Source organism: Photobacterium aquae, assembly GCF_001029445.1.
In the GTDB taxonomy this organism is placed as follows: domain Bacteria; phylum Pseudomonadota; class Gammaproteobacteria; order Enterobacterales; family Vibrionaceae; genus Photobacterium; species Photobacterium aquae.
In genome coordinates, this window is record NZ_LDOT01000007.1 from 104945 (window position 1) to 129518 (window position 24574).

Genomic DNA, 24574 nt, shown 5'->3' on the forward strand with positions numbered 1-24574 from the left:
CGTGCTTTCCATTATTCGTGTCGTTATGGCAGCAATCTTCATCATCTTCACAACACTCTTTGCATCCCTATATTGCTGCCTATTCAAACCCCGAAACCCCAGCCATGTTTATGTATTTTGCCGCTGGTTCAATCAACTCCATAAACTTGTCGGCCTTGAGCTTATCCACCGCGGAAAAGAGCGAGTCAAAGGCGTTCCCAAAGCCGTCTATATATCCAACCACCAAAATATTTTTGATTTCGTCACCTCACCAGGCATGCTGATGCCCCGCACCGTCTCGATTGGCAAAAAGAGTCTGTTATGGATACCGTTCTTTGGCCAACTCTACTGGATAACCGGCAACATTTTAATTGACCGAGAAAACAAGTCCAAAGCACGCAACACGATTCAGCAAGTCGTAGAAGCTATCCACAAGCGCGATCTGTCAGTATGGATGTACCCAGAAGGCACTCGCAGCAAAGGCAGGGGTTTGCTCCCGTTCAAGACTGGGGCATTTCGAATGGCCATTGAGGCAGGCGTGCCTATTGTTCCCGTCTGCGTTAGTTCTATCCACCAAAAAATCGACCTCTCACGCCGCAACAATGGAATCGTTATCGCTGAAATGATGGATCCTATTGATGTATCTGGCTATAAAATAAACGAGGCGCGCGAACTTGCCGATAAATGCCATGAACTCATGGCGGCTAAAATTGCAGAACTCGATAGGGAAGTTGCAGAACGCGAACAACAACTGTCCTCTCCCCAAGCGGACGTTGCGTAATTTACTCGCCATGAACACAATAAAGGCTTGCAGATGCAAGCCTTTATTGTTGTTAACCCACCAATGGCAAAGGGGTTATCTGCTCGGCTAACCCGTCAAATGCCTGCATCAATGGCTCACTTTGCATAATCCTCCCATGCCCCAATCCCTCCGTTGCCACCAAGGTAACATGAGGCAACGCGGCCGCCTCTTCTGACAAGGAAAATGAAGCAAAGCGATCACCACGATCATGCACAATAACGACAGGCGCACGATGCCTTTTCAACTGCTGCTGCGGATCAATATCCGCTAGCGGGTAACCATACTCATCGGCAACTTCGCTGACGACCTCATCAAACAGGCGCATTGAATAACCAGACTTCTCAACCGAAATAAGCAAATTCTCGGTATAGTTCAGCACAGGTGCCACCAACAGAATGGGCTTACCGGCAAGTTGAGGGTGACGACTTTCCAAGACCATAGCAGATCCCATACTATGGGCAACCACACCGGTGATATCAGGTTCCTGATCCAACACACAATTTAGCGCCGCAATAAAACCGGGCAAATGGGCATGGCTGCCGGCGCTTTCACCATGAGCTATGTTGTCGAAAGCCAATGCGGTATAACCGAGCTTTGCGATATGGGCCATCAGGGTAAAAAACTGGCTAGATGCCCCTGACCAACCATGACACAACAGCCAAACCGGCCCTCGCCCCAAGCGATAGGTCATTAATTTTCCTTCGGCGGTCTCGATACTTGCTTTAACCAATCCCTCTGGTTCAACCACACCACGATCAAAACGATCAGGCGTCAAAAACAGATTTCGAGCCACTTTGCGGGCATGTGATGGCGCAAGGCGGTGATGCAGCCTTGTCACCCAATTAATGACCTTTCGTTGGTATTTCTGGCCCTGCCCCTGTTTAAAATAAATCTTGCTGCTCATTACTTTACCTTTTTGCCAACAAAATAGAACGAGCGTGCTTTTTTGTTGTATTAAACATTCTTTAACGACGCATACAATTATTTGCGCCAACTTGCCAATAACTCGTCAATCCCCAGCCAAAAGCGCCGATGTTCTCCACACTCTAAGTCCAGGGAGCGGAATAAATGACTGCTCAAGTAGACCCCGTACAAACGATAGACACATTGCCAACTATCCAAATCTGGCGAAAACTCACCTCGCACTATCGCTTTTTCAATCTGCCGTTGTAAATAATCCAACCAGCGTCGAGTCAAGCCGATCAACCCTTGCTGAATCACATCATGCGTCTCTTGTTTGTCCTTCCAAGCATCAAGAAACATACAGCTACCTTGAAATGAGTTATTCCAAGCCAACCAATACTGACACAGTAGGCGGATTTTCTGCTCAATACTCTCAGGGGTGGCTTGCCGTGCGGGTTGAATCACTCTGGCCACAAACTGCTCCCCCGCATATTCCAGCACCGCTAATTGGAGGTTTTCTTTGGCATTAAAGTGGGAAAATAAACCACTTTTCGACATCCCAGATGCTTTGGCCAACTGGCCTATTGTCAGGCTATCAAATCCGTCTACACTCGCTATATCAAAAGCAGTCTTTAAAATATGCTCGCGGGTAAGTTCTCTTTTGCCCATGACGTCAACCGAGGTAAATAATCTTGGCTCTATTTTTAGCACGATCGTACTTTTTCATCCAGTAGCAATTTATTAATTGATGAATCAACTATGCTGCTAAGCCGCTAACGCTCAGAAAAACGGAACAGGCTATCAACTCGATGCGGGCAACGGCCGACTTGCTCAACCATCTCTTCTGCTTGCTTAAGCGAGTCATAACTACATGGCACACCATAGGTATCTGTTAATGGGTACTCATTACCTTCTGCATCTATAAAATTAATAGCCCAACCTGCACTTAGAAAGTCATGGACTAAACGCGCTTCGACTATTGTATTGTTTGCCATCAGTTGGCGACATTCCGATAACACCATAGCTTACCTCACATTGCAGCCCTGCATATCAATACCTCGGCATACCTGTACTGGCCATCGACTTATTCAGGTTGCCGTTTCTGATAATGATCATTATAGCAAGCCGCCACGATGCTCACGAACTCTCGTAAAGTCAGAATACCTGTACAAAAAAAGCTGCCAATATGGCAGCTTTTTCTACAGGGTACGCTGTGGCTAATTACAGGTACATTTTTGCCACATCAGCAGGCTCTTTTTCTACGCCTTCAAGTTGGTTGTTCCAGTTAAGGCCAACCAGTACACCGTCCTCAGAAAGCGTGATCATCCAATCTTCAACAAATACATCAAGAGGGATCTCAACCGCACTAAACTCTGCCCACTCATCAGCACAATGCTCGCTAGCATCTTCTTGAGCTGACCAAAATGGCATCACTTCTGAGTTTTCAAATTCACTAGAGTCAACAGAAAGCCAATCACCTTCCTCGTTGCAAAGGCCCCATACAGTCAGAGTCTCTTTGGTTTCGGTTACAAACAATTCACAGTTTGCATTAATGTCAGCAGTTAACTTAGTCATGAATATCTCTCTTACATCGTCAGAATGACGCATTCAATAGGTCTATCATGATATCAACATTTTCAAACAGACTGTATCAATTTATCCACTCTGCTTGGGGTTCTCCGCATCTTGTATATACTTGAAAAAGCAACACACCCACAGAGAGGCCTTTGCTATGGCAACAGTTGACTGGCTGTCACACCTTAACAACCATACCCTACTTGCCCCTCGTTCCCACCTCATTGAAGCCCATGAGTTCCTCGGAGGCTCCGGTGAGGGAAAAGTTGCTGTCGATTGTGCCTGTGGCTCCGGGCGAGACACCTTATACCTGCTTGAAAAAGGCTACCATGTCTATGCCTTTGACAATGATGTCACTCGCCTTGAGAGCCTTTGTGAACATCCGCTTTCCGGCGCAAACTCACGCCTTGTACTATCTGTCAGCGCTTTTGCTGATTTTGTTTTCCCAAGAGCACATCTGATCAACGCCAGCGCTTGTCTATTTTTCACAACCCCAACAGACTTCGCTGTTTTGTGGCAGAATGTTTATAAAAGCCTTTACAAAGACAGTATTTTTTGCGGACATTTCCTTGGTAGCGAAACTCTCGAACCCGGAGAAAAACTCCCGATCCTCACTCACAGCCAACAACAACTGGAGCAGTTATTCAGCCAGTACTACATTATCTCGTGGAAGAAAAAACAGGAATTCTCAGCCAATTTAACAGGCAAAAAACGGCTCTGGCTTGTGCACACCATCATTGCTATCAAGAAGTAATATCAAGGCTGATTCCATTCCCCTACCAATCTTTGTTTTGCCGTACAATTCTCTTTTGCTCTGCATGAAATCCGTGTCAAAATAACACCAACCTGCACATTTCTCTCGCAGGCATCCCTTTTATATCATTTACATTTAACTTGGTCTTAGTTGTCGATGCAAAGTCACCGTGCTGGCAATGCCCTAGCTGCGTTTTCATTCGTGCTATGGGGCATTTTGCCTTTGTATTACCAGTTCCTGCCACAGGCGAACGTCAACGATTTGCTGGCGTTACGGATTTTGTTTTCTGTCCCCTTCATGCTATTGGCCATGATGATACTCCGCCGGCCATTGCCTGCTCTGTCAGTTATTTGGCAAGACAAGCGCTCTTTGAGCATGTCAGCTGTGGCTGGCTTACTCATGTGCGTATCATGGTATGCCTTTACCTGGGCGATGACCCACGGACAAGTACTGGCCGCCAGCCTTGGTTTTTTCATCAACCCTATCTTCGCTATTGCTCTGGGGGTCTTTTTCCTAAAAGAACGTCTTAGCCAAGCTCAGAAAATTGCGGTTATTTTGGCTATCGCCGGTATTGCCTACCAAGTTTGGCACTACGGCACGCTACCTTGGCTTGCCTTAATCATGGGAAGCTTCTTTGCACTCTACGGACTCGCCAAAAAACATATCCGCTATGATGCATTGACATCCGTTACCCTAGAAGCGGCAATACTGTCTCCTTTTGCGCTGCTATTTATGGCCTATGGCGGTCTGTCCGGTACCAGTACCGCACTCAACAGCGACTGGCAAACATTACTGCTTTACATCGGATCCGCCCCTGTCACTCTGGCTCCGCTTATTTTCTTCGCTTTGGCAATCCAACGTACCAGCCTAACTATGGTGGGCCTGATGCAGTATATCGAACCTTCAATACAATTTTTGTTGGCCGTATTCTTATTTGGCGAAGTCTTCGATCAAACTAAAGCAATCAGCTTCAGTTTCATTTGGCTGGGGCTTTTACTATGCAGCCTCGAGGCGATCAGCCATAGCTTCAAGCGCCCTCGGCTCAGCGTTTAGTTCCTAATGCGACCTGCTCCTCAATCAGCAGGTCGCACTGCCTTCTTCCGCTTTACTCCTTATCTCTTTTACGTCTCTTGATATAACCGAACTGGTGTTGTGCGCACTATCACTCTCTTCGCACAGGAAATTGCATCTATTCCATAAAATTCCATACTTATTTTTATAAGTTGCTAATGGAGAATGAAAATGGATTTTCATCAGATATTCAATGACAGCTATCAGCGCTGTCAGCGCCACCCCCAATTTTTCCAGATCTTTTACCGCAACTTCTGGCAACAAGAAGAGCGGTTCCAGAAGATGTTCGAAAATGTAGACATGACACGCCAGATAAAAATGCTCAAACTATCAATACTGATGATTATGCTGGCATCTACTTCCGAAGAGGCGAAGGACAATATCCGCCGATATGCACGCCGTCATGGTCCAGACGGTATTGGAGCGCAACCTGAAGACTTTGATATTTGGATTGACAGCCTACTTAAAGCAGTCAAGGAATGTGATACCCATTACAACAGCGACATCGACAAAGCCTGGCGAACGTGTTTCAAAACCGGCATGGAAATAATGAAACAAGAAACCCAACTGGCTCACACGGGTAAAATAACCCAACAGCACTAGATCTATACACCGGGGGGGAGAGGGTGAATCCACATGCTCATTGGCGACAATGGCTCTTAATAACCAGCGCCATTTCTCTAGCAGTACTGGCATTGATTTTTTCGCCGATTCATCAGAGCGGCAATTTCTATGCCTATGCAGATCAGCGCGCCTATCTTTCCATCCCAAATTTCTGGAATGTCATCACCAACCTCCCCTTCTTGTGGGTCGGGTGGCTCGGTATCATGACCGCAAGCCGACGCAATGCCTCCAATACGCCTGAACGCTATAAGGGTTACACACTCTTTTACTGGGGGCTTATCGGCACCTTTGTCGGTTCAAGTCTCTACCATTTAGTACCGGGGCCCTTCACCCTGATGCTGGATCGCATTCCCATCACGATCAGTTTTATCAGCCTCTACTGCGTGGTACTTACTGAATATATCTCACCAACCATAGGCAAAAAGCTACTGCTCCCCTTACTTGCCTATGGCGTGATATCAGTAGGATACTGGTACATCACCGATCTGGGTCCAGAGAAAGGCAATATGGCGGCTTATGTGCTGGTTCAGGTTATCCCTATCGTTCATCTCCCATTGATATTATGGTGCTATTCGGATCGGTATGGCCACAGCAGACTGTATGCCCTCGCACTAATATTGTATCTCCTCGCAAAATGGGCCGAATCCAGCGACGAGATACTTTATGACCTTCTCGGCTTCAGCGGGCATAGCCTCAAGCACCTATTTGCAGCGTTGGGTGGGTACTGTATTTATTTAAACTGGCGGCCTAAATTGCAATAAGCACTATAAAAACAACAAAGCCCTGCAATGCAGGGCTTTGTTAATACCGCGATCAGTCGTATTTCTTACCGACACCACGATTTTCTTTCTTGGCAAGGGTGATTTTACCGAAGCCTAATTTCTTGAAATGATTATCACGGTAATCACGAACCGCTTTGCTACCACTAGAAACCGCTTCAACTTGCTGTTCCATCTTAAGGAAAGCAGTCAGGTCAATACCCTCAGCCGCAGCAACGGCCTCATGAATCGTACGATACTGTGAATAGGAAAACGTTATGGTTTTCTCTTCTTGCTTGTAGGTATAGATAATAGTGCGGGACATAACGCCTCCATCATTGAAAACCGGAGAATGTACCCTGTTTATGCTTGAGAGGGAAGCCTATCGCCATTATCGAAGACAATTCCGTTCTGCAGCAACTCGGCAAGCGGCATTGGCTTATGATAATAAAAGCCCTGAACCACCTGGATCCCGCGTTCCCGGATAAAAATCAATTCCTCTTCCGTTTCTATCCCCTCGACCACTATGTCTGCATTAGTGATATTGCCAAGCTGCACCACAACCTCAAACAGACCTTTCCCTCGCTCCGTGTTCAAGTTTGTCACCAAGCTCCTGTCAATTTTAATCTTGTCAAAATCAAAACGGGATAAATACGCCAACGACGAATAGCCTGTACCGAAATCATCCAATACCACTAATATTCCCAATTCCTTAATCTCATTGATGATCTCGGCAATTCTCTTCTCATCACGAATCAACAGCTCTTCCGTGACCTCGATTTCCACTTGATGGTAGTTCAACCCGCTGCTTTTAACTGCGGCTTTCAACGACTTAACAAAACCCTTCTTGAGCATGGTGTCAGCCGAAATATTAATAGACAAATTAATATGCTGAGAATCAGGCAGCTTCGCAATGTCTGATACGGCACGCTCTACCACCCATGAATCAAGCTCGGGCATCAGCCCCAACTGACCAAACGCATGCAAAAAAGAAGGAGACCGCAACTTACCATCATCACTAATATGACGAATCAGTGCTTCAACTGCGACCACCTGACCCGTGTGAATATCAACCTGTGGCTGATAATAAAGAATAAAAGACCCACTTCGGTATAAACCTTCAACTTCTTTTTGTGCGCTTATATTAAGCTGCATCGACGGAATAAAGCTCGTTAGCTTGGAGCTGCCTTCTATGCTATCGCTAGAAAAGAAACGATTATTGATCACTGAGGATAAGTCTAACCCGACAGAATGCCGATCCATGATCTTAAAAAACGGATAATAAATAACCATCCCCAACACAATCAAAATAAATTGGAATACTGCAACCGACCATGATTCGCCCGATGCAAAATAACCATTCACTATCGGCGGCATCAACCAGCTATGCACCTCGCTTAAAGGGGCAATATACCCCATACTCGTTGCACCGTATGCCAGCACAAAGCTCAGCAGGGGCGTTAGCAAAAAAGGGATCATCATGACAGGGTTAAAAATAATAGGCACCCCGAACAGAATAGGTTCATTGATATTGAAGATACTCAAAATCAACACGGTTTTAGCTAAAAGCCTATACCCTTTACTCTTGGCAAAAAAGAGCATACAAAACACCAAACTAATCGTGTTGCCACTGCCCCCCATACCAGTAAAGAAATCATAAAAATTTGTACTGATAATATTGAGATCAGTCCCAAAATTCTTCCAGTCAGCCATGTTGGCCGTGCTGATCTCAAATAACTCGGTTTTGTACATATGAAGTACATTGTGGCCATTTACCCCAACGCTCCACAACAACCCGCGGAGAAACTCATAAATCAAACCATCAGTAAAGGATGTAGGGTCAAGTCTTGGCAACAAAATATACGGCTGAATGTAATAACTAAAACATGTAGCAACAATTTGGCAGACAACCAACAAGGTAGCGAGCGTAACGATACTGATGGTGATGATATTGACGGAGTGATCGACGACACTATGTTCCCCGCGGACCTTGAACAAAGGAAATTTATTCAACCGCGCAATAATAAAGCAAGTCGCATAGGCCGAAAACAGCGATAACGCGAAATTATCAGGCAAAGGGATGACCGGTGACAACAATCCCCACTGCTGGGAAACAATGAGAAATGCGACCAAAGAACAAGATATCGCTGCGGCTTTAGGTAACCTCTGAAGCGTTGAATAATAAGTAGCAAGATAGATATTAAGCAGAATTGGAAACATATGCCCAGTCATCTGACCGACATAACCAATTGTCAAACCCGTTGAGGTATAACCCAACTTTTCAGCAAGAAATGCAATAAGGTTGAAAAATGCAGCAATAAGCGCGACTGGCAACGCCATAATGAATACATTACTCATTGCCACAAGATACTGATTCGAAGATAGCCTAGAAAAAAGTGAACTCAAATCCTAATTCCATTGCTTGATGATGGCTCACTAAATACCCACATATTACTAATAATATTACTCAGTCGCGCAATCAATTAACCCGTGTTTATCATCACTTGAATATCATAAAAAGCAAGGAGAAAAATTAATCATTACAACATGCGTCATTAATTTGACTGTTTCTCTGAAAATTTCATCTTCGAGTTACTTATTCCAGTGATAACACATTAACCTATCACCAAAATATGGAGCTATTAGCATAAGCAAACCACTCACCCTCTGGGTATGAGATAGAGGTAAGTGAATACAACAGAAGAAAAGAAGAGATAAAGAAGAGAAAGGAAATAAGGCTCACTCGTCATTCAAGCAAGCCAGAAAGGAAATGCCGAACAGTTGCGACTGCAACTCACAGCTTAAAGGTATGGATAATCTGGTTTGAGCTCCCTCGCCACAGTAGCTCCGGATCATACAGATCTTGCTCGAACTTACCGTCAATCAAGGTATCAACGTACGCCACCACTGCTTTTTGGGCGTCCGTTAAATTAGCCAACTCGTACCCTGTCCACATCCAAATGTCTTTGCCCTCGCACTCTTCGCGCACTCGCTTTACCAACTTGAGTATCGCCTCTACGTTGGCGGGATGTAACGGGTCACCACCAGACAGCGACAGCCCACGACGCTTAATCCGGGTATCGTTCAGATCCGCAATAATCTGGTCTTCCAGTTCCTGGGTAAAAGGATGCCCAGAGGTAGGATTGAGGGTCGATTTGTTATAGCAGCCACGGCAATTATGTTCGCAGCCTGATACAAACAGGGTACAACGCGTACCGGGACCGTTCACTACATCTACTTGGTGGTATTTGTGATAATGCATGCCTTTACTCCAAAACAAAAAGTGCCGAACAAAATCGGCACTTTGCAGTCGTCTAACCCGTGGTGTGATTACATGTGTTTCACACGACGTTTAACTTCTTCTTGCTTACCGAAGTTAAACGGACGCGCATCTGGGCTGCCTAGGTAGCCACATACGCGACGTGTCACTGAGACTTTCTTTGAGTCATGGTTGCCGCATTTAGGACAGGTGAAGCCTTTGCTGGTACAGTCAAATTCACCGGTAAAACCACAGTCGTAGCATTCATCAATCGGTGTATTGGTGCCGTAGTAAGGAACGCGGCTATAGCTGTAATCCCAGACGTTCTCTAGCGCTTCTACGTTGCGCTGCATGTTCGGGAACTCGCCGTAACAGATGAAACCGCCACTTGCCAATTCAGGGTATGGCATTTCGAAATCAATCTTATCGTACGGGTTCACCTTCTTCTCCACATCAAGGTGGTAGCTGTTGGTGTAGTAACCCTTGTCAGTCACATGATCCAGCACACCGAACGCCTTGGTATCCAATGCACAGAAACGTGTGCATAGGTTTTCAGACGGCGTGCTGTACAGGCTATAGCCCCAACCGGTTTCTGATTTCCATTCCTCTACAGCATCTTTCAGGCGTTTAACAATGGCAATACCTTTCTGGCGCAGTTCTTCGCTGTCATAAATATGCTCACCGTTAGCACCATACAAGGCATTGATAGTTTCATGGATACCGATGTAACCCATAGAAATCGAAGCTCGGCCATTTTTGAAGATATCCAGCACTTCATCTTCTGGGTTCAGACGTACACCCAATGCACCTTCTGTGTACAGGATCGGTGCTACACGAGCTTTCACGCCACGCAAGCGGTCAATACGTGTTTCCAATGCACGGCGAACCAGTTTCATACGGGCATCAAGGATCTCGAAGAACGTCGCTTCATCACCTTTTGCTTCAATCGCAATGCGCGGCAGGTTCAAACTCACCACACCCAGGTTGTTGCGGCCTTCATGTACTTCCTTGCCATTTTCATCAGTCCAACGGCCCAAGAAGCTGCGGCAACCCATAGGTGCCTTGAAAGACCCTGTAACTTCAACCACTTTGTCGTAGTTAAGGATATCTGGGTACATACGCTTAGACGCACACTCAAGCGCAAGCTGCTTCATATCGTAGTTCGGATCCGATGGCTTGTGGTTTACACCATCTCGGATTGAGAACAACAACTTAGGGAAAACAGCCGTTTTCTTGTTTTTACCCAAACCTTCGATACGGTTTTGGAAAATCGATTTCTGAATTAGCTTCGACTCCCAGCTGGTACCCAAACCGAAATTCACGCTCAAGAATGGCGTTTGACCATTGCTAGAGAACAGCGTGTTGATCTCATATTCCAATGACTGGAATGCGTCATACACTTCTTTCTCTGTCAGTTTCTGCGCATACGCCTCTGGGTTTGGCACTTCCCACTCTTTGGCTGTCGCCAAATGCTTACGGTGGCTGGCTGTTACATACGGAGCCAACACCTCATCCAAACGGTTCAGCGTTGTACCACCGTATGTATGGCTGGCAACCTGCGCCACGATTTGCGCAGTTACCGCCGTCGCGGTCTGAATCGACTTCGGTGTATCAATTTCCGCATTACCCATACGGAAACCGTTAGTCAGCATATTTTCCAAGTCAACGATCATACAGTTGAACATTGGGAAGAATGGCGAGTAATCCAAATCATGGTAGTGGATTTCACCGCTTTCGTGCGCCTGTACAATATCACGAGGCAACATATGATGCTTCGCGTAATGCTTAGACACAATACCCGCCAGCAAGTCACGCTGGGTTGGAATTACCTTACTGTCTTTGTTAGCGTTTTCATTGAGTAAGTCGGCATTGCTCTGCTCTACCAGACCGGTGATTTCCGCGCTCAGGGCACTTGCCTTTTCACGCTGAATATCACGATCATGTCGGTATTCAATATACGCCCGAGCAACCGCCTTGTGTGGACCTGTCATTAGATGATTTTCTACTGCATCTTGAATTGCGTGAATCTCCACTTCGTCGTGGTCAGCAAACTGCGACAGTACCTGCTCGGCCACTGACTCAGCATAGCTTTCTTCCATCACTTCTACAGATACGGCCGCGCTCAATACCGCCTCTTTAATACGCTTGGTATCAAATGGAAAACGGCATCCATCACGCTTAATCACAACAGGTTTCACACACGACTCCTACAAAATGACACTGTCACTAAACCACTATATATAGGGCTCAGCAAACAGGCAGAAACAATATGTGGGGTATTAGGCGAGAAATCGCAAAAGAAAACTTTGATCTAGATCAGATTTTAAATAAGAGCGAACAGGTTGCAACCGATGTTTTTGCCAATGTCTCAATTTGGAAAAATTCATCTAAAACCACCTTTCAAAGTCAACTCTTTTATTGCATAAGATCACGAAAGAAACTCAAAATAACACTTGCTTTATGAGGGTCATATACACTAGGGTCAGAACAAATTTTCGAACCGATAGTGATATGGCTTTTCATTCCAGAAACGAACGAATCAACTACCGTGCTCAACAACTTTTGTACCAAGCTGCCCGCTGGGTTTCATGGTTATCACTCATGCTGCTTTTCTTTATGCTCACCAGCCTTTGGCTAAATAGCATTGAAGAAAGTCCTCCGTATATGCTCACCAGCTACCTGCTGTACGGTAGTCAGACACTCCTTGCAATTGGTGGCCTGCGATTATTTTCCGACCATACCCCACGGCCGCCGCCAAATTCACGAGCAGACAACGGGAAAAACAAGCTCATTCTTTTCGCCACCCTGTTTGGGTTAAGCTGGACAGCTTCAATCTTCCATCTCGCTTGGTTGGGTAATACCTTTACCAATGCGGAGATCCTCGCCGATCTCATCATAATGATGGCGCTTCTTGGCTTCTTTGCGTCTAAATCTGCAACATACATTGTTATTATCCCCGTACTCCTCGCCAGCACCTATGCCACCCTGAACCAAGGCGACGGCAGTGTTCTGCTTCCTGTACAAAAACTCATTGCAACCATACTTATTGTGTTCAGTGGCCGCCGTATCCTCTACCACTGGTTTATCAGCAATGTGAACAAAGAGCATGACAAACAGCTACTGATCGACCAGCTCGATCAGCTCGTCACCCGAGATCAACTTACCGGTATCCATAATCGACGCTTTTTTGAATATGAATTAGAAAAGGTGTTTTATATCAGCAAGCGGGACAACCAGCCGATGGCCTTGCTAATCATCGATATTGATCACTTTAAGCAATACAACGACACGTTTGGCCACCCTCAAGGTGATACCTGCCTAAAACAAGTAGCTACGATTTTAGAGGCGGCACTATTGCGCAAAAGTGATTCCGTTTCGCGGTATGGCGGCGAGGAATTTATCGTTATCTTGCCAAATACAGCCCCCGACGGCGCTTTGGCTGTCGCGCACCGCATCCACCAGCACATCGCAATGGCATCGATACCCCACCCAGCCAGTCAGACTGACGCCTTCGTCACGGTAAGTATTGGTTATGCCTCGATGAACGATGAAAAGATCAGTGCCAAGCTCCTTGAACGTGCAGATCTCAACCTCTATACAGCCAAACAAAGAGGTCGAAACCAGAGTGTAGGAGAAATTCAGGCAGAACCCAGACAGTACAGCCATGCACTATAAGAGATCTCGCCGTCATATTGACCTTACATGGCTTACCGTGCCCGCCTCAATGGCGGGCGGGAGTTCATCCGTGCTGAGACAACATGAAATAACACACTCATTCTGCTTCCTGCATATGGGTATATACTTGGTTAATTGTCGGCTGGGTAACCTGTTTATGCATCACGTTAGACGTTATCACTTTATCTTCGCCCTGTTTGCTAGCCTCTTTGCTTCTGGTGTCGGCAATGCTTTTGAGATCGCCACCATCCCCGAAGATAAATATACCGGTGATTTCAGCGTTATGCAGGATGTAGGTGTTATAAGGATATTAGTCGCCGCTGATCTCGGCTTCTATTACTTGGATAACGGCCAACCCAAAGGGATGGTTTCTGAGATGTTACTGCTGTTCGAAAAGTACCTACTAGAAACCACCAAACAACGGTTTCGGCTCCAGATCATTCCACTCCACCGTGATCAACTATTACCGGCCCTGCTCAACGGCGTCGGTGATATTGCTGCCGCCAACCTGACCGAAACAAAACGCCGCAAGAGAGTCGTCGACTTTAGCGTGCCGATATTGACAGATATCAGTGAATATTTCGTCACCCATACCTCTCATCCTCGAATACGTCATATTGAACAATTGTCAGAAAAGAGTGTCTGGGTCAGGGCGAGTTCTAGCTACTACCAAAGCGTACGCAAAATCAACCATCAACTTGAAAAGATCGACAAAGAGCCCATGTACGTACACTTTCTCGAGGAAACGTTGCAAGACTACGAGTTGTTGCAAATGATCCAGCAAGGCTTGATCCCCATGACTGTCATGGATTCTCACAAAGCAGAATTTTGGGATCTCGTTACCGACAATTTGCAGATCCATACCGAATTCCCTCTCCGAAAAAATGCCAGTATCGGCTGGAGCTTCCGCAAAGACAGTCCCCACCTAGCCAAGATCGTCAACGGGTTTATCGAAAAAAATCGCCGAGGCACCCTCAATGGCAATGTCATTTTCAACCGCTACCTCAATAGTAAGGCATGGTTCCAGAAGGTTGTCAGCCCCTCCAATATCAAGAAGTTCAAGTCGCTTGAAGACCGGTTTATCCACTATGGCGATATGTACAATATCAATTGGCTGATCATCGCAGCCCAAGCCTTTCAGGAATCACAGTTCGACCAGTCCAAGCGCTCCCATGCCGGTGCCGTCGGCATCATGCAAGTGCTTCCCTCTACAGCACGAGAACCCTACATTAATGTTCGCAACATAGGCAAAATTGACAATAATATCCATGCTGGCGTCAAATATATGGACTACATACGGGAAAAATACGTGGCTGATGATGAAACCGACGAGTTAAACCAGCTCTATTTTGCCCTTGCCAGTTACAATGCCGGCCCCAATCGAATAAGAAGGATCAGAGGAGAAGCCGAAGAACGAGGCTACGATCCGACTAAATGGTTCAACAACGTGGAAATTCTTGTCAGAGAGCAAGTCGGTATGGAACCAATTACCTATGTCGGCAACATCAATCGCTACTTCACCATCTACAAGCAGATCTTTTCATTACAAAACGCCGCAGGGCAACGCAGCGCAAAAACACCTAACTTGAGGTTTCTACTAAGCCGCTAACGCCGCAACAAAAAAAGCCCTCTGTTACAACAGAAGGCTTATCGTTCGTCTTCGCTACCGCTAGCTGCTAAGTGCTGCCTGATTCGCCGACACCTTTCCCAAGGCCGTATCCTCTTCGCCGTTGTACATCCGGACATACTGCTCTGCAACATCTTGCCATTCAAAACGGCTCGCCATCGCATTTTGCTGCAATCGCTTAATTTCCTGAGGATTCTGGCAATATAGCAACAAGCTGCGCTGAAGCTTAATCAGCAACGCTTCAGGCGTTGGAGCCTTAAAGATAAAACCAGTTGCAACTTGAGGTGTCTGATCATAATCAATCACCGTATCCACCAGACCGCCGACGGCTCGGACAATAGGCAATGTACCATAAGCCAAGCTATAAATTTGATTCAAGCCGCATGGTTCAAACTCAGAAGGCATCAAGAAGAAATCCGACCCAGCTTCGACACTATGAGCTAGCGGGTTATTGTACCCTTCAACAAAAGCCAGTTTCTCGGCATACTCCTCGCTCACATCACGCAGTGATTTCGCCAATACCGGATCACCACTTCCCAGAATAACAACCTGTACATTGTTAACCAGAAAATCGCGCAAGATGGGTAATAGATAGTGAATGCCTTTTTGCTCTGTCAGACGACAGACCATCCCGTATACGGGAACATCAACCACTGGCAAACCAACCTGCTGTTGAAGATCGCGTTTACACGCCTTCTTCCCCCTTGCCAAACTGACTTTGCTCGCCTTGAAGTTCTGCTTGATATACGGATCCGTTTCAGGATTCCAATCACCATAATCACAACCATTAACGATACCATAGAGATCAGCCGCGCGTTGCTGGAAATCAGCAGCCATACCGTGCGAACCCAATTCCGTTAACAGCTCGGCGGCATAATTGGGACTGACAGCATTCACTTTGTCTGCATATGCAACCCCAGCTTTCAGCATACTGATATGCGAATGATCCTGCTCAAGCTGAAGATAGCGGCGCTGAATCAATTCAGGGATCAGGCTATATTGGTCATAATTAAAGACCCCTTTGAATACCGCGTTGTGAATCGTAATCACACTCTTTGCCTCTGCAAAGAAAGCGCTATTGGCATAACGGGTTCTAAGCAAGAAAGGCACTAACCCCGTATGCCAATCATTACAATGGACAACATCTGGCTGGAAGGCCACTTTCTCACATAAATCCAACGCCGCAGCACTGAAAAACGCGAAACGCTCGCCGTTATCTTGATAACCAACATTTTCTTCGGCATACAATGCCGGACGATCAAAATAAACCGGGGCATCAACACTATAAACCGTAACATCGCCGCTATGGAGTTGATGAACTCGGTAATCCACACTTTTAGGCTGAGTTTCAACACACAAGGTGGTTTCCAGCAATTGGACCGATTCAGCGCTCTCTTTGATCTGGCGGTAAAACGGCACAACGATACGTACGTCATGCCCTTGTGCTTTTAGCGCGGCAGGCAAAGACTTCGCCACATCCGCCAAGCCCCCTGTTTTCACCAACCCATCAACTTCTGAAGCAACAAAAAGGATTTTCAGAGGGTTAGAAGTCGATTTTTTCTTAGTAACCAATTTTCGCTCCTTTCGGTATCACGACAATTCCATCGTCTGACACATGGTACTTCTTGCGGTCTTCTTCCAAATTCTCACCAATCACGGTGCCTGGAGCTATCTGCACATTCTTGTCGATAATCGCACGACGTATAGAGCAATTTGCCCCAATCTTCACATCACCTAAAATGATTGATTCCGTTATCGTAGTGCAGTGATCCACATTGGTACGGAAACCCAACACTGACTTATGTACACGGGCGCCTCGAATATAGCTCCCTGCCGAAATCATACAGTTATTGATATCAACCTTACACTCATCACTATCAAGCACTGTCGCTGGTGGCAATGGCGGATAATAGGTATGCAACTGCCACTGGCTGTTATACAAAGAAAATGGTGCATCTTCGGCCAGCAAGTCCATATGGGCCTGCCAGTATGACTCTATCGTACCGACATCACGCCAGTAACCCGCAGATTTCTCACCAGGAATCACATTAGTCGTAAAGTCGTAGACAAACACTTTGCCCTGTGGGAACAGTTTAGGAATAATGTCCTTGCCGAAGTCATGCCTAGATGACTCGTTCAATGCGTCTTCTTCCAACTCTTTACACAGCACATCGGTTTCAAAAATATAATTGCCCATTGAAACCAATGCAGATTCGGGATCACCCGGGATGGCTTTAGGATTGGCTGGTTTTTCTTCGAAGCCCACCATACAACCCTGTTCATCGACTTCAATAACACCAAACGCACTCGCTTCGCTCAATGGCATACGCAGTGCGGCTACAGTTAGGTGGGCCTGTTTTTCAATGTGAAAATCAAGCATCTGCTTCACATCCATTTTATAGATATGATCACTGCCAAAAATACACACCTGATCCGGTTCTTCTAGCTCGACAAACCGTAAATTCTGATAAATCGCATCAGCAGTGCCGTCATACCAACGTTTACCCATCCTCATCTGAGCGGGTATTGGATCGATAAAACGCCCCGTAATCCCCGAAACGTTCCAGCCTTTCTTCATATGCAAATACAAAGATTGCGACTTGAACTGGGTTAACACGTAAATTTTCATCAAATCCGCATTAAGAAAATTGTTCAACGCGAAATCAATCAAACGGTAACTGCCACCAAATGGCACTGCAGGCTTCGTACGCGTATCTGTTAATGGACGTAAGCGTGACCCTTCGCCACCTGCCAAAATCATTCCTAAAACACCAGCCATGGTGTACCTCCGTGTTAATAAGCAACCGTACACATATATATCATATGAGCATGCCTATTGAGAATGCCCCAAGCAGAAAAAATGTTGATTTTTTTCGAAAATAACCACAATAACAAATAACTCAAATAGCATCAGGGCATACAAGCAAACAATTGCCGCCAGGCGGTAACATTGATGAGTAACTGGTAACATCGCTACCACTGGTAATTTATCACCCCATCACACATTAACTCCCCCCACCACTGAAAAGAGGCGTGACTCTCTCCTCCCTCAGTCTACTCCCCCAAATGGTCACCAAGAGATGAATACTTTTGCACCGCCAATCGCTAGACTCCAACCGTTCAAACTAAGGAGAGTTCTCGTGACACACCCAGCCATGACTAACCATCAATCACCTGCAACCAACGTGATTCTTCATGCTTTTGACTGGCCTTACGGCGATATCGCCAAACATGCCGCAGCTATTGCCCGAGCTGGATTCAAGGCGGTATTGGTTTCTCCACCGATGAAATCCCACAAGAGCGACCGAGGCACGCCTTGGTGGCAACGCTATCAACCTCAAGATTACCGCGTCATCGACAACCAGCTAGGAAATACCGATGACTTCAAGGCAATGATCCAATCGCTAAACCAGAATGGACTGCACACCTATGCCGATGTTGTATTCAACCATATGGCCAATGAATCATCGATCCGGGATGATCTTTCCTACCCATCATCTGCAACCATTGCCGAGTACCAAACACAGGCAGATTACGTTGAAAAAATAAAACTCTACGGTGATTTATCCCAACCGATTTTCACTAAGTCCGATTTTGTCACCGCGTTCCCGATCAAAAACTGGCGAAGCCCGTGGGAAGTTCAGCATGGACGTATTAGTGGGGGGAATACCGACCCGGGGTTGCCTACGCTAAGAACGAATGACAATGTAGTAAAACAACAACAAAATTACCTAAACGCCCTAATGCAATTAGGCATAAAAGGCGTGCGGATCGATGCTGCAAAACACTTAACTATCGATCACATTAATAGACTATGGGGTAACCAGATTCCTGACGGGCTGCATATTTTTGGCGAGATCATTACTGATGGTGGAGCAAGCAAAGAAGAGTACAACCTCTTTCTTGCTCCCTATTTACAACATACCCCTCTCGGAGCCTATGACTTTCCTTTATTCCATACCATTTACAATGTGCTAGAAAACAAAGCACCAATGGCCGATCTGAGCAATCCATATTCGGTGGGTGAAGCGCTCGCGTATGACAGAGCAATAACCTTCGCGATCACTCACGATATTCCCAATAACGCAGTGTTTCTTGAACAAGTCATGTCAGAAACAAACGAATACCTCGCCTACAGCTATATTCTAGGCCGAGACGGAGGGGTACCGCTGATATACAGCGATCTAAACACCAGCAATATCGTTAACAGCCAAGGTAATCCACGATGGCAAAACAGTTGGCAGAACCCTGCTCTACAGGGAATGATCGCCTTCCACAACAGAATGCATGGGTTGCCGATGGCAATCATGGAGGTGGGTATCAACCACTTGGTATTCAGCCGTGGCGATGAAGGGATTGTCGCTATCAACCGTGGTGATATCGCGCTCAAGATAACGTTGCCCGAAGGGCAATACTACGAATTTATATCCGGTACGCCGTTAATGGTAACGAATACAACAAGCAGTGTAGTGCTGGCAGCCAAACAAGCAATGATGCTATGCCGCTCCCCACACCACTAAAAGCAAAGCCGTGGTAGACCTATTTATTCAGCAACCACGGCTTTCTTATTGATACTTCCTACCCGGTTCAAACAGAGGCCTCTGCTGGATATACATAGGATGTAGAGGTCAGTCACGCTCAACCGATAGAATTCTACCGCTAAACAAATCTAACTCTACCTCCACACGCATCCCATCAGGATTTCGCGCCTCAATCTCGATCTCGTGGTCATCTTGTTCAACTTTGATTTTACGAAAATCATAATACCCCTCTGCCTGCAACATACGCATCGCCTTAGGTACAGTCAGTGCTGGCGCTGACGGCGGCTCAACCGGATCAGCGTGAGCAGACATTGCCATGATAGACCCCATCACCAGTCCCATAATGGCTATATTACTTTTCATGGCTGCTCCTGCATTTCCCAAAACATATCGCTATCATATCAGAACAAGCAAACTATCCCTTGCACGACAAGATTAACGTGAAGGCAGTCACGATACTATTCTTACCCGTACATCATACTGAGATAAAACTCTCATTTTCAGCATAATACCTGTTCGAATAAGTATCTGGCCTATCCGCGAGAATTAAAACAACAAAGACAGGGTACTTAATTACCGATCCCTTTACCGTAACGTGTCCCACAGCGCAAACTGGCAGGGTTTCCACTAAGATATTCCTATCAGCCAGCCTCAGAGACAAGAACATGCCGTCACGTTACCGGACAGAAAAAGACAGCATGGGCGAGATCCAAGTCCCGACCGATGCGCTTTACCAAGCACAAACACAACGTGCAATAGAAAACTTCCCGCTCAGTGGCATTCCTCTCCCCACACGGTTTATCCATGCCGTCACCTACATAAAACAGGCTGCCGCACGAACAAACATGGATCTCGGACTTATTGATAATATCAAGGGACACGCCATTATCGACAGTTGCCAGTCAATCTTAGAGGGCCAGTACTGCGACCAATTTCCCGTCGATGTATTCCAAACCGGTTCTGGTACAAGCACCAATATGAATGTCAACGAAGTCATCGCAACCTTGGCAAGTAGGATCGCCCCACTCGCAATCAGTGCCAACGACGATGTCAATATGAGCCAGAGCAGTAACGATGTGATTCCCACAGCAATCCAAGTGAGTGCCACATTGGCATGCCACCAGTGCTTAATCCCCGCCTTAGAACACTGCAAGACAGTAATCGCCAATAAAATCGCGGCTAATCAAGAAAAAGTAAAAACAGGCCGAACACACCTGATGGATGCAATGCCGATCACCTTCGCCCAAGAACTCGAAGGCTGGTTTACACAACTCGACAAAGCCCAATTGGGGATTTGCCACAGCCTTGACACGCTACGCGGCCTTGGTCAAGGCGGTACTGCGGTAGGTACAGGCATCAATGCATCACCTGAATTTGCCATCAATTTTGCCAACAATATTTCTGTTTCGACTGAGATTGAATTTCATGTCAGTGACAGTTTTTTTTATACTATCAGCAGCCAAGACGCCGCGGTTTCCCTATCGGGGCAACTCAAAACAACCGCTGTCGCGCTAATGAAAATATCCAATGATTTACGCTGGATGAACTCAGGACCACTGGCTGGGCTTGCCGATATCCAATTACCGGCGCTACAGCCAGGTTCATCCATTATGCCTGGCAAAGTGAATCCCGTGATCCCCGAAGCCACCGCTATGGTGGCCGCACAGGTTATCGGCAACGACGCAACAATCACCGTAGCAGGCCAATCGGGTAATTTTCAGCTTAATGTCATGCTACCCGTCATTGCCTATAATCTACTGCAAAGCATTGAGTTATTGTCCAATGCCTTGACCACTCTCGCCGACAAGGCCATTGCTGGTTTCACCGTGAACGATGCGCATATTCAGCATTCACTATCCAAAAATCCAATTCTGGTTACAGCGCTTAATCCAATTATTGGTTACTTGAAAGCAGCAGAGATCGCTAAAAAGGCATACAGAGAACATAGAGACATTCTCGATGTAGCAGAAGAGGAAACGACATTGAGCAAAGAAGAGTTGCTAGCATTGCTCAATCCCAAAATGCTTACACAAGGAGGAGTGATTGGGAAAAAGTAACCCTACTCAGAAAATAGCCGCAACTAAAATCGTGAAACATTACACCGCAGACAAAGCAAACTTAATCGCCAGATTGACAAACAGCTGTTGCTCTGAGTCTTCAGCTACTGTGTCCACGACAGCCGGACGACCAATATAATACCCCTGAAGGTAATCCGCCTCTAACGCTTGCGCGTTAGCGAAATCGACCGCATCTTCAACCCCCTCAATAAGTACCTTAATACCCATGCTCTTCGCCAGAACAATGGCATCTAATAAAGGGGCTTTCCTTCCCAAGCGATACTGTTGCAACAGCGAACGATCTGTTTTCATGATATTAGGGCAAAGCGCTCTGACCCGCTGCTCTGACGACCCATCCACCCCATAGTCATCGATAGCCAGCTTTAAACCCGCAGCTTTCAGAGTACCTGTCGCCACGGCTAATTGCTCGTCGCTGTCATAATGATGCTCCAATATCTCGAAATAAACATGACCCGCAGGGATACCCAATTGCTGAATACGAGGAATAAGCACTGAATTCGTCGAATTTTGGTGTTCACTGTCCATCAACGCCGATGGCGTCATGTTTAGAAACAGGTATGATGAAGGGTAAAGGGTGGCAAAATTCCTAAGGTGAATCACTCTGGCCAAACGATCAATATTTATCATATCCGGTGACGGAGGCCGGTATGATTTGAAAACCTGCCCAGTATCAAGAACACGGCCAGTTTTGTCTTCTAGACGTAATAATGCTTCATAGCCAAATAACTCTCCTTTTCGAGTTACAATAGGCTGAAATGCACTTTTTAAATCATATTGAAGATAATTAGCTTGGTGTCCAAATTCTGTATGCACTAAATATCTTTCAAGCTCCTCTCGTGTCCTTAATATTTTGCTCACTGGTTGAAATCCATTAACACAGGTATTTCAACCATAACGGGATAATTTTTGTTATAAATAAAGTAAATTCAACATTACAATTCAAGTCACACTTTTATAATGCTATTGCGTAAAATTAATTCATTATATCGACGCAAAATGGCTTATTAACATTTATCTTAACCATCACAGCGTCAATTTTTCGACTATCTCAGCGATGCCCTCTACATGATTGCCACAACCGCCCCCTCTCAGCAGTGACTAGTGCGATCAAGATCAAATAAAGGTAGAATGCCCCGTCTGCCTCACGGCATCCCCATTAGCAACTAACCGGTAAACGTCACACTATCATGCACTCGCCAGAACATTGCTTTACCCCGTTCAAAGCCTCTCTTGAGAATATTGAACTACCTGAACGTTTCACTTTTCCGTTCTACTACGAACCTCATCCGATCAGCCTGCTGGCAGCCCAAGAATTGCAGCAACATCTGCAGACACAAACAGACTGGGAGCACAACTTTGGCCTAGAGGGAAAAACTGAAACCGCTATCGGAAAAATGTTTGGGGTGCTTGTAGTAAAAAATAAACTCGGCGAATTAGGTTACTTGTCTGCGTTTTCAGGGAAAATGGCCGATAAAAATCTGTTGCCTGGCTTCGTCCCCCCTGTTTTTGACATGCTAAGAGAAGGCAGCTTCTTCCTCGATGGGCAAGATAAGATCAATATGATCAATGCCCAGATCAAAGCCCTAGAAGCCGATCCTCTGCGTAGCCAATTAATGGCCAACGTGAAAGAAACACGTCATCAGGCAGAGACGTCACTCGCCACACACCGAAGCATGATGGTAGAAAACCGCAAAAATCGCAAAATGCAACGCGCGGCCAGTGCCGAGATGAGTGTAGATGATCGCAATGAACTGAAAAAGCAGCTGAGCCAACAGAGTGTGGTGGAAAAATTGCAACTACGCGATCTAAAACTGCATTGGGAAGCAGAGCTTGCCAGAGTCACTGCTGAGCTAGATGCACTCGAAAATAACATTGCCCCTCTGAAACAAGAGCGCAAGACCCTATCGGCCGCCTTGCAGAAGCAGTTATTCGCCCAGTATCGCTTCCTCAACATTCGCGGTGAAGAAAAAGACCTGCGTGAACTGTTTGCCAATACCACCGCCGTTATCCCACCAGCGGGGGCCGGCGAGTGTGCTGCACCGAAACTGCTGCACTACGCATTCAAGTTCGGGTTCGAACCCATTGCACTGGCCGAATTCTGGTGGGGATCCTCACCTAAATCAGAAATTCGCCGTCACCAGCATTACTACCCTGCCTGTCAGGGGAAATGCCAGCCTATTCTAAGTCATATGCTAGAAGGTATGCAGGTTGATGAAAACCCACTACTGACCAATCCAGCAGAAGGTAAACAGGTAGAAATTATCTACCAAGACGAAGACATGGCCGTCGTCAACAAACCAGCCGAATTTCTCTCAGTGCCGGGCAAAACCATTGAAGACTCGGTATACCTGCGCATGAAGCAGCATTTCCCGCAAGCAACTGGGCCTCTGATTGTCCACCGTCTGGATATGTCCACATCCGGCCTGATGGTAATAGCTATTACCAAACGCGCCAACAAAAGCCTCCAACGGCAATTTATCCAACGTACCGTCCAAAAGCGCTACTGTGCCCTGATTGATGGCGTTCTCGAGCAAGACTCCGGGATCATCAACTTACCGATGCGAGGCGATCTTGATGACCGCCCTCGCCAGCTAGTATGTTTCGAGCACGGAAAACCAGCCGAAACCAAATGGGAAGTCATTGCCCGCACAGAGACCCTCACCAAAGTTCACCTGTATCCGAAAACAGGCCGAACCCACCAACTTCGAGTACACTGTGCCCACCATCAGGGCTTGAATATGCCTATCATCGGTGATGATCTCTACGGGGTTAAGGCCAATCGACTGCACCTGCATGCCGAGACCCTTGAGCTTGAGCATCCTATTACCCATGAGCCAATGCGTTTCAGCGTCGAGGCTGATTTTTAACAACAGCCTCCCTGGCAGCTTTAATATAGAAGAAACCACCAACAAAAATGTATGGTCCGCC

The 24574-nt window shown here is 46.3% G+C and carries 22 protein-coding genes; 10 read left to right on the forward strand and 12 right to left on the reverse strand.

Annotated elements, in window-relative coordinates; genetic code table 11:
- The first annotated feature begins 1 nt into the window (after position 1).
- Positions 2–760 (forward strand): 1-acylglycerol-3-phosphate O-acyltransferase, encoded by a 759-nt coding sequence (locus tag ABT56_RS07540; protein WP_047878263.1) that lies wholly within the window; start codon positions 2–4, stop codon positions 758–760.
- Between the two features lie 52 nt (positions 761–812).
- Here the strand turns inward: ABT56_RS07540 and ABT56_RS07545 are convergent, their stop codons facing one another.
- The 4 genes from ABT56_RS07545 to ABT56_RS07560 form a co-directional block, all read right to left on the reverse strand.
- Complete coding sequence (locus ABT56_RS07545) at positions 813–1685, reverse strand: alpha/beta hydrolase (protein WP_047878264.1); 873 nt, start codon at positions 1683–1685, stop codon at positions 813–815.
- 77 nt (positions 1686–1762) lie between these two features.
- Positions 1763–2353: a TetR/AcrR family transcriptional regulator gene (locus ABT56_RS07550; protein ID WP_047878265.1), complete on the reverse strand. Its 591-nt coding sequence runs from the start codon at positions 2351–2353 to the stop codon at positions 1763–1765.
- A 104-nt stretch (positions 2354–2457) separates the two neighbouring features.
- On the reverse strand, positions 2458–2679 hold the full coding sequence (locus ABT56_RS07555) for a hypothetical protein (RefSeq protein ID WP_240478276.1): 222 nt from the start codon (positions 2677–2679) through the stop codon (positions 2458–2460).
- Positions 2680–2905: 226 nt separating this feature from the next.
- The gene (locus ABT56_RS07560; protein ID WP_047878267.1) at positions 2906–3259 is read right to left on the reverse strand and encodes a DUF2750 domain-containing protein; all 354 of its coding nucleotides are present in this window, start codon (positions 3257–3259) and stop codon (positions 2906–2908) included.
- Between the two features lie 157 nt (positions 3260–3416).
- Between ABT56_RS07560 and ABT56_RS07565 the strand changes: the two genes are divergently transcribed.
- The 4 genes from ABT56_RS07565 to ABT56_RS07580 all read left to right on the forward strand — a co-directional run bounded on the left by ABT56_RS07565 (position 3417) and on the right by ABT56_RS07580 (position 6469).
- Positions 3417–4013 (forward strand): class I SAM-dependent methyltransferase, encoded by a 597-nt coding sequence (locus ABT56_RS07565; protein ID WP_047878268.1) that lies wholly within the window; start codon positions 3417–3419, stop codon positions 4011–4013.
- Positions 4014–4169: 156 nt separating this feature from the next.
- Complete coding sequence (gene rarD / locus ABT56_RS07570) at positions 4170–5066, forward strand: EamA family transporter RarD (protein WP_047878269.1); 897 nt, start codon at positions 4170–4172, stop codon at positions 5064–5066.
- A gap of 189 nt (positions 5067–5255) precedes the next feature.
- Positions 5256–5687 carry a globin gene (locus tag ABT56_RS07575; RefSeq protein WP_047878270.1) on the forward strand — a complete coding sequence of 144 codons (432 nt, stop codon included), beginning with the start codon at positions 5256–5258 and terminating at the stop codon, positions 5685–5687.
- A gap of 23 nt (positions 5688–5710) precedes the next feature.
- Complete coding sequence (locus ABT56_RS07580; protein WP_047878271.1) at positions 5711–6469, forward strand: ceramidase domain-containing protein; 759 nt, start codon at positions 5711–5713, stop codon at positions 6467–6469.
- Positions 6470–6521: 52 nt separating this feature from the next.
- Here the strand turns inward: ABT56_RS07580 and ABT56_RS07585 are convergent, their stop codons facing one another.
- The 4 genes from ABT56_RS07585 to nrdD all read right to left on the reverse strand — a co-directional run bounded on the left by ABT56_RS07585 (position 6522) and on the right by nrdD (position 11923).
- Positions 6522–6791, reverse strand: a complete 270-nt coding sequence (locus ABT56_RS07585; protein ID WP_047878272.1) for a DUF2960 domain-containing protein — start codon at positions 6789–6791, stop codon at positions 6522–6524.
- A 38-nt stretch (positions 6792–6829) separates the two neighbouring features.
- On the reverse strand, positions 6830–8824 hold the full coding sequence (locus ABT56_RS07590) for an EAL domain-containing protein (protein WP_084722189.1): 1995 nt from the start codon (positions 8822–8824) through the stop codon (positions 6830–6832).
- Positions 8825–9260: 436 nt separating this feature from the next.
- Positions 9261–9728 (reverse strand): anaerobic ribonucleoside-triphosphate reductase-activating protein, encoded by a 468-nt coding sequence (nrdG, locus tag ABT56_RS07595; protein WP_047878274.1) that lies wholly within the window; start codon positions 9726–9728, stop codon positions 9261–9263.
- Between the two features lie 68 nt (positions 9729–9796).
- Positions 9797–11923 (reverse strand): anaerobic ribonucleoside-triphosphate reductase, encoded by a 2127-nt coding sequence (gene nrdD, locus ABT56_RS07600; RefSeq protein WP_047878275.1) that lies wholly within the window; start codon positions 11921–11923, stop codon positions 9797–9799.
- A 313-nt stretch (positions 11924–12236) separates the two neighbouring features.
- Here nrdD and ABT56_RS07610 point away from each other — a divergent pair, with 313 nt between their 5' ends.
- On the forward strand, positions 12237–13400 hold the full coding sequence (locus ABT56_RS07610) for a GGDEF domain-containing protein (protein ID WP_047878277.1): 1164 nt from the start codon (positions 12237–12239) through the stop codon (positions 13398–13400).
- A 157-nt stretch (positions 13401–13557) separates the two neighbouring features.
- Positions 13558–15009, forward strand: a complete 1452-nt coding sequence (locus ABT56_RS07615; RefSeq protein WP_047878297.1) for an MltF family protein — start codon at positions 13558–13560, stop codon at positions 15007–15009.
- 60 nt (positions 15010–15069) lie between these two features.
- Here ABT56_RS07615 and glgA read toward each other — a convergent pair whose 3' ends face one another.
- Together glgA and glgC are read right to left on the reverse strand one after the other, a co-directional pair.
- Positions 15070–16599 carry a glycogen synthase GlgA gene (glgA, locus tag ABT56_RS07620; protein WP_047878278.1) on the reverse strand — a complete coding sequence of 510 codons (1530 nt, stop codon included), beginning with the start codon at positions 16597–16599 and terminating at the stop codon, positions 15070–15072.
- Complete coding sequence (gene glgC, locus ABT56_RS07625) at positions 16589–17806, reverse strand: glucose-1-phosphate adenylyltransferase (protein ID WP_047878279.1); 1218 nt, start codon at positions 17804–17806, stop codon at positions 16589–16591. The genes glgA and glgC overlap by 11 nt, the downstream gene beginning before the upstream one ends.
- A gap of 376 nt (positions 17807–18182) precedes the next feature.
- Here glgC and ABT56_RS07630 point away from each other — a divergent pair, with 376 nt between their 5' ends.
- Positions 18183–19547, forward strand: coding sequence for an alpha-amylase family glycosyl hydrolase (locus ABT56_RS07630; protein ID WP_047878280.1), 1365 nt, complete (start codon positions 18183–18185; stop codon positions 19545–19547).
- Positions 19548–19655: 108 nt separating this feature from the next.
- Here the strand turns inward: ABT56_RS07630 and ABT56_RS07635 are convergent, their stop codons facing one another.
- Positions 19656–19931 (reverse strand): PepSY domain-containing protein, encoded by a 276-nt coding sequence (locus ABT56_RS07635; protein ID WP_047878281.1) that lies wholly within the window; start codon positions 19929–19931, stop codon positions 19656–19658.
- A 302-nt stretch (positions 19932–20233) separates the two neighbouring features.
- Here ABT56_RS07635 and ABT56_RS07640 point away from each other — a divergent pair, with 302 nt between their 5' ends.
- Complete coding sequence (locus ABT56_RS07640) at positions 20234–21625, forward strand: class II fumarate hydratase (protein ID WP_047878282.1); 1392 nt, start codon at positions 20234–20236, stop codon at positions 21623–21625.
- A gap of 39 nt (positions 21626–21664) precedes the next feature.
- Here the strand turns inward: ABT56_RS07640 and ABT56_RS07645 are convergent, their stop codons facing one another.
- A complete protein-coding gene (locus ABT56_RS07645) occupies positions 21665–22504 on the reverse strand; it encodes an EAL domain-containing protein (RefSeq protein ID WP_053062412.1) in 840 nt (279 codons plus the stop codon).
- Between the two features lie 329 nt (positions 22505–22833).
- On the opposite strand from ABT56_RS07645, the gene ABT56_RS07650 reads away from it, so the two are divergent.
- Complete coding sequence (locus tag ABT56_RS07650; protein ID WP_047878283.1) at positions 22834–24513, forward strand: RluA family pseudouridine synthase; 1680 nt, start codon at positions 22834–22836, stop codon at positions 24511–24513.
- Positions 24514–24574: the final 61 nt, after the last annotated feature.